This window comes from Paraburkholderia sp. (assembly GCF_026225065.1).
In the GTDB taxonomy this organism is placed as follows: domain Bacteria; phylum Pseudomonadota; class Gammaproteobacteria; order Burkholderiales; family Burkholderiaceae; genus Paraburkholderia.
Window position 1 is genome coordinate 31,366 of the sequence record NZ_JAMFSB010000106.1, and the last position, 9,444, is coordinate 40,809.

The 9,444-nt window shown below is 63.1% G+C and carries 7 protein-coding genes; all 7 read left to right on the top strand.

Annotated elements, in window-relative coordinates; all coding sequences use genetic code 11:
• Positions 1-213: 213 nt before the first annotated feature.
• Positions 214-3,522 (top strand): DEAD/DEAH box helicase, encoded by a 3,309-nt coding sequence (locus M0954_RS08240; RefSeq protein ID WP_297352586.1) that lies wholly within the window; start codon positions 214-216, stop codon positions 3,520-3,522.
• A gap of 72 nt (positions 3,523-3,594) precedes the next feature.
• The gene (locus tag M0954_RS08245; protein WP_122156033.1) at positions 3,595-4,104 is read left to right on the top strand and encodes a DUF1697 domain-containing protein; all 510 of its coding nucleotides are present in this window, start codon (positions 3,595-3,597) and stop codon (positions 4,102-4,104) included.
• 79 nt (positions 4,105-4,183) lie between these two features.
• Positions 4,184-4,738: an energy transducer TonB gene (locus tag M0954_RS08250; RefSeq protein WP_123387199.1), complete on the top strand. Its 555-nt coding sequence runs from the start codon at positions 4,184-4,186 to the stop codon at positions 4,736-4,738.
• Positions 4,739-5,156: 418 nt separating this feature from the next.
• The gene (locus M0954_RS08255; RefSeq protein ID WP_297352587.1) at positions 5,157-5,579 is read left to right on the top strand and encodes a hypothetical protein; all 423 of its coding nucleotides are present in this window, start codon (positions 5,157-5,159) and stop codon (positions 5,577-5,579) included.
• A 432-nt stretch (positions 5,580-6,011) separates the two neighbouring features.
• The gene (locus M0954_RS08260) at positions 6,012-6,710 is read left to right on the top strand and encodes a response regulator transcription factor (RefSeq protein WP_122156030.1); all 699 of its coding nucleotides are present in this window, start codon (positions 6,012-6,014) and stop codon (positions 6,708-6,710) included.
• 107 nt (positions 6,711-6,817) lie between these two features.
• On the top strand, positions 6,818-8,125 hold the full coding sequence (locus M0954_RS08265; protein WP_297352595.1) for a FecR domain-containing protein: 1,308 nt from the start codon (positions 6,818-6,820) through the stop codon (positions 8,123-8,125).
• Positions 8,126-8,146: 21 nt separating this feature from the next.
• The coding region (locus tag M0954_RS08270) for a CHASE2 domain-containing protein (protein WP_297352589.1) at positions 8,147-9,444 on the top strand (1,298 nt) is incomplete at its 3' end.

Below are 9,444 nucleotides of genomic sequence, written 5' to 3' on the forward strand. Positions count from 1 at the left end.
TCCCGCTTCAAACGCGTATTTGTTTTCTTGACACATCCGCAACGGTGATGACCGGCAGATGCGTAAAATAGTCGGTTTGCAGTGGCGAATGCGGCCCCCGCCAACCTTGGGCAGGCCTCGCAGAACAGCAGATGATCTGCAAACCGGGTCACGTTGCTCCCGCATTCCCACGACGTTGCCGCTCGCCTGAACACGCATGGATGGGTCACCCGGATGTCGTCAGTTTTCTACGATCGAGAACACGTTACGAAGTGGTTGGGAGCCAGAACGGTCGAGAAGGCGCGCGACTACGTCGATGCAGTTTCGAACCTGCACTGGGAAGACAACACGCTGAGTGGCGAAGTGCAGGGTACGCAACGGCGCCCGTACCTTGTGGAGGTGCAGTTTCATGACATCGGCGACGAGCTGTGGGTCGAGGGCGACTGTTCCTGTCCGGTCGGCTACCAGTGCAAGCACATGGCCGCGCTGCTGATCGCGGGGCTCGAAGGGGCGGTCGAGTCGCAGCCAGGCGTGCGGCCCGAGCTGGTCAGGTGGATGGAGACATTTCGCGCCCGCGCCGAAAGCGAGACTCCGAGCCAGCGCACCCCAAGCGCGGGACCGATCCATGCGCTCGCCTACCAGCTCGGCTGGTCGCGTTATCAACAGCGTCACGAGATCCAGTTGTTCAAGGCGCGGCTCGATGCGCAAGGCGTGATTAGTTCGATCGACGAGCCGTGGAGCAATGTCGAAGCCGCCTTGATCAAGGCGCCAAAATTCGTTTCGGACGACGATCTGGTCATCTTGCGCAGTTTGTGGCTCGGCCATTCGCGTCAGAACCACGGGCATTTCATCTTGCGTGGTTCGAACGGCGGCGATGTCCTGCACAAGCTCGTGGCGACAGGGCGCCTGTTTCCCGCAGACCCGGCTGATGGCGCGCCGCGGCCACTTTCGAAGGGCTCGGCAAGAGCGGGCCGCATCGAATGGGAAGCGCAGGCGGACGACCGTCTGAGGCCAGTGCTGCGCACCGAGCCGGCGGCCGCGATGGTGCTCGCCACCGAGCCGGTCTGGTACGTCGACGCCGAGGCGGGCGAGGCGGGCATCGTCGAGCTGTCCCTGCCGTTCCCGCAACTGCCCGATTACCTGTCGATGCCGCCTATCTCGCTCGCCGAAGCGCCGCTGGTGGCCGCGGTGTTGCGCGAAGTCGCCCCCGATCTGCCGCTGCCGCCCGCGCTCGATACGGCCAAAGTGCGCGTCATCGACGTAGAACCGGTGCCGGTCCTTGCCCTCAACAGCTTGTCGATGGCTGCGCTCGGGCTCGGCAAACACTTCCAGCGCAATCAGATGCTGGACTTCGCAACGGCCAGCTTCGACTACGACGGCGTCAGCATCAAAGCGGAGAGCAGCTCTACGCTGGTGCCAGTTCCCGGCGGCAGCGTGCTGCATATCCGGCGCCGCTACGATGCTGAAAAGAAGCGTCTGCTCGAACTGCGCAAAGCGGGCCTGCAGGTGGTGCCGGCAAGCGGCGGACATGCGCGGCATACGCTGCCCGAGACTCTGCTGGCGTTACCCGACGCCGACGCCTGGCCCGCCTTCGTGGACGAAACCCTGCCGGCGCTCGCTAGCAAGGGCTGGCGCGTGACGATGGCGTCCAGCTTCCGCCATCACGTGATCGAGATCGACGCAATCGAAGGCACCGCGCGCCGCACCGGCGACGGCTGGTTCGATCTCGAGATGGGCATCACCCTGGGCGATCGCACGGTGCGCCTGGAACCTCTGCTGGCCGGACTGTTCCGGCGCGACCGGCGCTGGCTCGGCGGGGCGCTCGAAACGATCGACGATGACGAAGCCATCGAACTGACTACCGACCGCGCCGAACGCTTGCGTTTGCGCGCGGGACGGCTCAAACCGGTGGTGCGGGTGCTGGTCGATCTGTTCGACGGGCTGGGAAGCTGGAAGGGTGACGAGAACCTCAGGATTCCTGAGCTTGATGCCGGACGCCTTGCTGCGCTGACCGATACGGGGCGCTGGCAGTTTCAGGGCGATGCGTCGATCCGCCAGTTGGCACAGCGTCTGCAGACCGGTGGCGGCGTGCACGAAGTGCCGGTGCCGCGCGGACTGCGGGCCGAGTTACGTCCGTATCAGCATCAGGGCTTGAGCTGGATGCAGTTCCTGCGCGAGCACAACCTGGCCGGCATACTGGCCGACGACATGGGCCTCGGCAAGACGGTGCAGACGCTCGCCCACGTGCTGGCGGAAAAGGAAGCAGGGCGGCTCGACCGTCCCGCGCTGATCGTCTTGCCGACCACGCTGGTCCATAACTGGCGAGAAGAGGCGCAGCGTTTTGCGCCGGATCTAAAGGTGCTGGTCCTGAACGGGCCGCAGCGCAAGGAGCGCTTCGAGCTGATTGGCCAGCACGACCTGATTCTCACGACCTACGCGCTGCTGTGGCGTGATCACGCCGTACTGTCGGAGCACGAGTACCACCTGCTGATTCTCGACGAAGCCCAGTACGTGAAGAACGCCACCACCAAGTCGGCGACTGCCATTCGCGATCTGCGCGCACGGCACCGTCTGTGCCTTACCGGCACGCCGCTGGAAAACCATCTCGGCGAATTGTGGTCGCAGTTCGACTTTCTGTTGCCGGGTTTTCTCGGCACCCAGAAGGACTTCACCAAGCGTTGGCGCAATCCGATCGAGCGCAATGGCGATGGCGTGCGGCGGGAGTTGCTGGCGCGGCGTATTCGTCCGTTCATGCTGCGCCGGCGCAAGGACGAAGTGGCGAAAGAACTGCCGGAAAAGACCACGATTGTGCGTACCGTGGATCTGGAAGGCGCGCAGCGTGACCTGTACGAAATCGTCCGGACTGCTATGCAGGCAAAAGTGCGCGCAGCGGTGAACTCGCAGGGACTGGCCCGAAGCCACATCATCGTGCTCGATGCGCTGCTGAAACTGCGTCAGGTGTGCTGCGATCCACGTCTCGTGAAACTCGAGAAGGCGGCGCGCGTCAAGGAGTCGGCCAAGCTCGAGCTATTGCTGGCGATGCTGCCTGAGTTGATCGAAGAAGGCCGGCGCGTGCTGCTGTTTTCGCAGTTCACAGGCATGCTGGACCTGATTGCGGCGGCGCTCGATAAGGCCGCGATTCCTTACGTCACCTTGACCGGCAGCACCACCGATCGCGCCACACCCGTGCAGCGTTTTCAGCGCGGCGAGGTGCCGCTCTTCCTGATCAGCCTGAAGGCAGGCGGTGTCGGCCTGAACCTCACGGCGGCAGATACGGTGATTCACTACGATCCATGGTGGAACCCGGCGGCCGAAAATCAGGCCACGGATCGCGCGCATCGTCTCGGACAGGATAAGCCTGTGTTCGTCTACAAGCTGATTGCTGCGGGCAGTATCGAGGAAAAGATTGTGCGGCTGCAGGAGAAGAAAGCGGCACTGGCCGACAGCATTCTGTCCGAGGACGCGGCGGAGACGGTGAAGTTCTCCGATGACGATCTCGACGCGCTGTTCGCGCCGATGCCGGAGATTGCGCGAGCGGGGTGAAGTAAGGGGTGAGACGCGAGGGGCGCGACCATAGACCAACCCGGAGAGTTCGAGTCGCAATAGAATGCGAACATGACGACCTATATCGCTCTCTTGCGCGCCGTAAATGTGGGCGGCACCGGCAAACTTCCGATGGCCGAACTACGGGCCATGTGCGAATCCCTTGGCTTTACGAATGTGCGCACGTACATTGCGAGCGGCAACGTCGTCTTTGCCAGCAAGCTCTCTGAAAAGTCCGTCAAGGCGAAGCTGGAAGGTTGCCTCGAGGCCTACGCCGGCAAGCCCGTAGGCGTGCTGGTCCGAACCGGCGCGGAAGTGGCAGCGGCGCTTGACGCTAACCCTTTCAAGTCGGCCGAGCCGAACCGGACGGTGGCCATCTTTCTCGATGGAGCGCCGCCCACGGACACCTTGAGCAAGGTGAGCGGTCAGCAGACAGAAGAGATCGCGCTCGGAACCCGCGAGATCTACGTACACTACGCAGACGGGATCGCAAACTCAAAGCTGAAGATCCAGGCCGCGGGCAATGGAACCGCACGCAACATGAATACCGTGGCGAAGTTGGCTGAATGGGCGGCGGAATAGTCGGACGGCCCGGCGATGCATTCCCGCTACCTGACGAACAAACAACGATACGCATCAGCGGAGACACGGGGAATCCAAAATGAATAAAGGACGGCGCTGCCTGTTCGCCTTCGTTGTGTCGATGCTGACCTGGGCGGCTGGATGCACGACGGGGAGCCCGCAAGACGACAACCAACCAGTATTACCCTCGGCAGATAAAGTCACCAGTCACTGCCTCGCGCGCACAGCGTCCGGCAGCGAGCCTCGCCCAGCGATCGACCAGTTGAACTCGGTGCAATGGCACAGCTATGTTGCCTGCGCGCTGGCGAGCAATCTCATCGTCGCTACCGCGAGCGTTCCAGAGAACCCGGAGGGGATCGTATCCATCCGCCTTGATCCGCTTGGCGCCGTGAGCTCGGTGACGTTGCTGCATTCGAGCGGAAATCCTGCGTGGGACGCTGCCATACAGCGCGCAATCGTAGCGGCGTCGCCGTTGCCGCCGGTCCGCGCGCCACACGGTTTTTCGCGCGTCGAGATTCACTTCCGGCCTCAGCGTCAGGCGCTCGGAATAGGCGGCAGCACGGGGCTCACAGGGGAGAGTCACTGGTCGGTCCACCATTGCAACTCGGTGGGCGGCGCAACCGCCTGCGACTAGACGCGGTGTCGGGCGGACATAAGATCCGGCTACGCGGCGATAAGAACCGCGAATCGCTCAATCCGCTACGGCATCTGCATCAATAATTGAAGCAAAATCCGCCTGACGAATCGCCGGCCACACAATTTCTGTAACACGATAATCTGGCCGGGACTGCGCAAAATACTGACTACCTGCCTGTCCTCAATGGATTGCCGCGCCCAGGCTGCGTTTTTACGCGCGCTGCCGAACACACACGGAAACCGATCTAACAATCTTTAAACGATTTAAATTGAGACAGTTCTTATACTGTCTCGCAGATTGTCATTATTTGACTCGGACGCATGGCGGGGAGTACAGCGTCACGAGAAAACATGCGGGATGCATCACGCTGGGAAAAATAGCGTGACGGGTGCTGCGCCGCTAATCGAGGGATTGGATGTTTTTTAGACCAGGCACGACGCGCATTCCGTTCAGGACGAACGAGCAGAAGCGCAAGGTCAGCCGGCGCCTGCAGCGCATCGAACTCGATCCGGCGAATGATCGTCACGCCCGCGCGGCGGTTGTGACCTATGCCGATTCGTGTGCGCTCGAGATGCCGTGGCTGGCGGAGTTGCTGCGTGAGACAGCGGCGCGTGGCTCGGGCGATGATCTGAGTGTCTGCGCCGCGACAGTGCGGCGTGTATTCGGTGTGGCACAAGATTGGGCGGCGGCTCAACCCGACTATGCACACGGAGCGTGGGAGCATGTACGCATTCACCTCGACGCGGCCTTGAACAGTCGATTGGAGCCGCAGAACGACGATGAGAATGACGAAGGCGAGAGCGATGCAAAGAGCTTTGCGCCCACTAGAACAGGTTAGGCGGGGCCATAGAATTAGCGTGAGCGAGACCTGCTGTAACCCGGTTATGACCCAAAGAGGTTGCTGTAGGGAAGTTGAGTGACAGGCTCAAGAGCTTGAGCCGATGCCGGATGGCAGGTGGACGACATTCGGAAGGGGGTGGCGGTTTTCGATTATGATAAAAAAGCCCAATCACACTTTGTGAGCGGGTGAAGCGTGCGCCATTTTTGAGATATTCCCGATACCTGTTTTAAACGCGGGTTTGTAGCGCACGATTAATAATCGATAAATAGAGTTGTCGGTGGAGAAAATCGTCGTCTCGTGTTGGCCGCGCCGCGTACGTGTCTGACGCAAGAGACAACGCCGCGGCGCAGCCCCGAACAGAGGCACGTGCCGTCTCGACCGATGGCCGGCCATCCAGATACGAATAACGGAATTGCGTTGCGGGGTGTTATGAGAATTGCAGTCCTGGATGACGATCCGGCTCAGGCCGATCTGGTATGTCAAACGCTCTCGGCCGCTGGCCACATCTGCCACGCCTACGCTGAGGGCCGCGCGTTGGTCCGCCAGCTACGGCGCCAGACTTTCGATCTGCTGGTGCTGGACTGGAACGTACCCGATATGTCCGGTGAAGAAGTGTTGCGCTGGGTGCGCGAGAGCCTCTCCGAGCGTTTGCCGGTGCTGTTCATGACGAGCCGCAGCCGCGAGACCGATATCACATCGATCCTCAACACGGGCGCGGACGACTATGTCGTGAAGCCGGTGTCGTCGGGCGTCCTGCTGGCGCGCGTCGGCTCGTTGCTGCGGCGCGCCTACAAGCTCAACACTACGGCGCTCAAGGAAACCTTTGGCGACTACGAGTTCGATCTCAGTTCCAAGCACGTCCTGGTGCGTGGTACCGCGGTGGCGGTCACGCAAAAGGAATTCGACCTTGCGTTGCTGTTGTTCCAGCACTTGAGCCGGCCACTGTCGCGTGCGCACATTCTCGATGTGATCTGGAAGCAGGCCACGGAAATTCCGTCGCGCACGATGGACACCCACGTCTCGATGTTGCGCAGCAAGCTCGGGCTTAGACCGGAAAACGGCTATCGCCTGACGCCAATCTACGGTTATGGATACCGGCTTGAGCTCATCGAAAAGGGGGGGGCGTGACGGTTTCTGTATTTACGCCGCCGGTTGGTCTGGCGGCGAGCGGTGCGCGCCGGGCACTGGCGATCCTGGTGCCTTGCTTCGTCTCAGCGCTCGGGCTTGCCCCGGCACTGGCCGCGGCGCACATCGGCAAAAGCGCGCCACTTTTGACCGTGCCTTACACGACTAAAGCCGGCGACACCCTGTATGAGATCGCGGCGCGCTACCTGCGCGATCCGCGCGATTGGGCAGTATTGAGCCGCCTGAACAGGGTGCCGGCGCCGCGCCATCTGCAGGCCGGTATCCAGTTGCAGATTCCAGCTGCATTGCTGCGCCAGGAGCAGGAAGCCGCACGTGTGGTAGCCGTCAGCGGGCCTGTCGAGCGCGCGTTCGGCGCGGGTCCCTACACGCCGCTTGCGGCCGGCATGACTCTCGGCGAAGGCGATCGCGTGCGTAGCGGTCACGATGGCTTCGCGTCGCTTGAACTGCCAGATGGCTCGCACGTGACCCTATCGCAGGATGCCGTGCTCGAGGTCGGCAAGCTGCGTCTGACCAGCCTGACGGGCGCCTCAGACCGGGTGCTGTCGCTACAGCACGGCGAGGTGGAAAGCGAAGTCACGCACGCGACGAAGAAGGACGATCGCTTCCAGATCCGTTCGCCGTCGGTGGTGGCCGGCGTGCGCGGCACGCATTTTCGGGTGAGCTACGACACCGCCCAGCAGCAAACGGCGGTGGAGGTGCTGGACGGCGCGGTCGGCGTGGATCCGGCCAGTGCGTCGGCGCCCGCGCCCGGTGTCCCGCTGCAGGCATCCGAGCAGCTCGTGTCGGCGCGCTTCGGCAATGTATCTAATGCGAGCGGCTCGATCGGTACGCCGGTCGAGTTGTTGAGCGCCCCCTCGTTGACCGATCCCAGCAAGGTCCAGGATGGTAAAACCGTCGCGTTCGATATCGTGCCGGACAACCTGGCGTCCGGCTATCGCGTGCAGATCGCCCGCGATGCGGACCTGCTCGACCTGATCCGCGATCTACCGGTGAAGGAACCGCATGCCGATTTCGGCGATCTGCCCGATGGCACTTACTTCGTGCGCATCTCCGCCGTCGATCGCAATGGTCTCGAAGGCCTGCCTCAGATCTATGCCTTCGAGCGACGCCAGTTGGGTCTGAGCGCGTCGGCAACGCCGCGCGCCGGCACCCGCAACTATGCGTTCCGCTGGTTCGCGAGCCGGCCGGGCGTGGAAACGCGTTTCCGCTTCGTCCTTGGCGCCTCGCCCGACCTGCGCAATCCGCTTGTCGACCGGACCGATCTGCCGGCCGGCGAACTCGTGGTGACGGATCTGCCACGCGGCGTTTATTATTGGACCGTGATTGCCGAGCAGTTCGAAAACGGCCGGTTCTACGAGAAGGGTAGCTCGGTCCGGTCGTTCACGCTTGCCCGCTAGGACTCTTCTAACTCTCCGCGCATGAGCCTCGATCCGCGTGCACGACTTGGGCGGCCGGCTGGCCGACGCTTCCTGCTGGAGTGGGGTGCGATCGGCTGCCTGGGCATAGCGGTAATCCTGGCAAGTGCGTCTGGCCCCTGGACGGCGGGCATCGATCATCTGGTCTACGACCGCTTCCTGATACTGCATAAGCAAGCGGCGCTCGCCGATATCGTCGTGGTCGAAATCGACAACGCGAGTATCGAGCGGCTTGGCCACTGGCCGTGGCCGCGCAGCGTCCACGCGAGCCTGCTGGAGCGGCTCGCCGAGGCGAAGCCGGCAGCCGTGATCTACGACGTCTTGTTCACCGAAACCGCTGCCGACGATGCGCAACTGGCCCACGCGGTCGCCCTGAGCCCGACCTATCTGCCGGTTCTGCTCAGTCCCGAGGACAGCGACGGCGCACGGGTCGTCGTCAAGCCCGTGCCGTCCCTGGCGGACGCAGCGGCCGGACTGGGCCACATCAATCTGGAAGTCGACAACGACGGCATCGTACGCAGTGTCGCGCTGTTTGAAGGCGATGCCCACTCGCGCTGGCCGCAGCTGATGGTGCCCGCCTGGCGCGCGATCAAAAGCGGTGCTATCCGGCTCGCGCAACCGCTCGCGGGGCTGGCTGGGCTGCAGGACCGCACCCGCGAACCCGTCGATGAAGCGCGCTTTCTGATCCCGTTCAGCCTGGACGCAACGAACTATTCGCATGTGTCGTTCGCCAGCGTCGTGGCAGGCGAGGTACCGGCGGACACGCTGCGCGGCCGTATCGTGCTGGTCGGCGTGACCGCCTCGGGCTTATACGACCGCTTCGCGACGCCGGTCTCCGGTGATCTGGGACCGCTGCCGGGCGTCTATATCCACGCGAGTATTCTGGACACGCTGCTGACCGGCCGGGCTATCGACCCGGTCCCGGCTTTCTTGCTGATCCTGGTCTCGCTGGTGCCGCTTGCCGCGCTGCTGGCCGGCTTCCTTGTGCTTTCGCCGTGGCGCTCGTTGTCGCTGACCGCGGCGCTGAGCGCGGTCATCAGTGGCGGGAGTGCCGCCTTGCTATACGGCGCAAGGCTGTGGGTGTCGCCCGTGCCTGCTGTGCTCGGGCTGATCGTGGTGTATCCGATCTGGAACTGGCGGCGGCTCGAAATGACCATGACGTATCTGCGCAAGGAACTGCAGCGGCTCGCGGACGAACCGCACCTGCTGCCGGAGACGCCGCCGCGCCGCCGCGAATTCGGCGGCGACGTGCTGGAGCAGCATATGGCACTGATGGCGCAGGCCGCCCGGCGGGTGCAGGA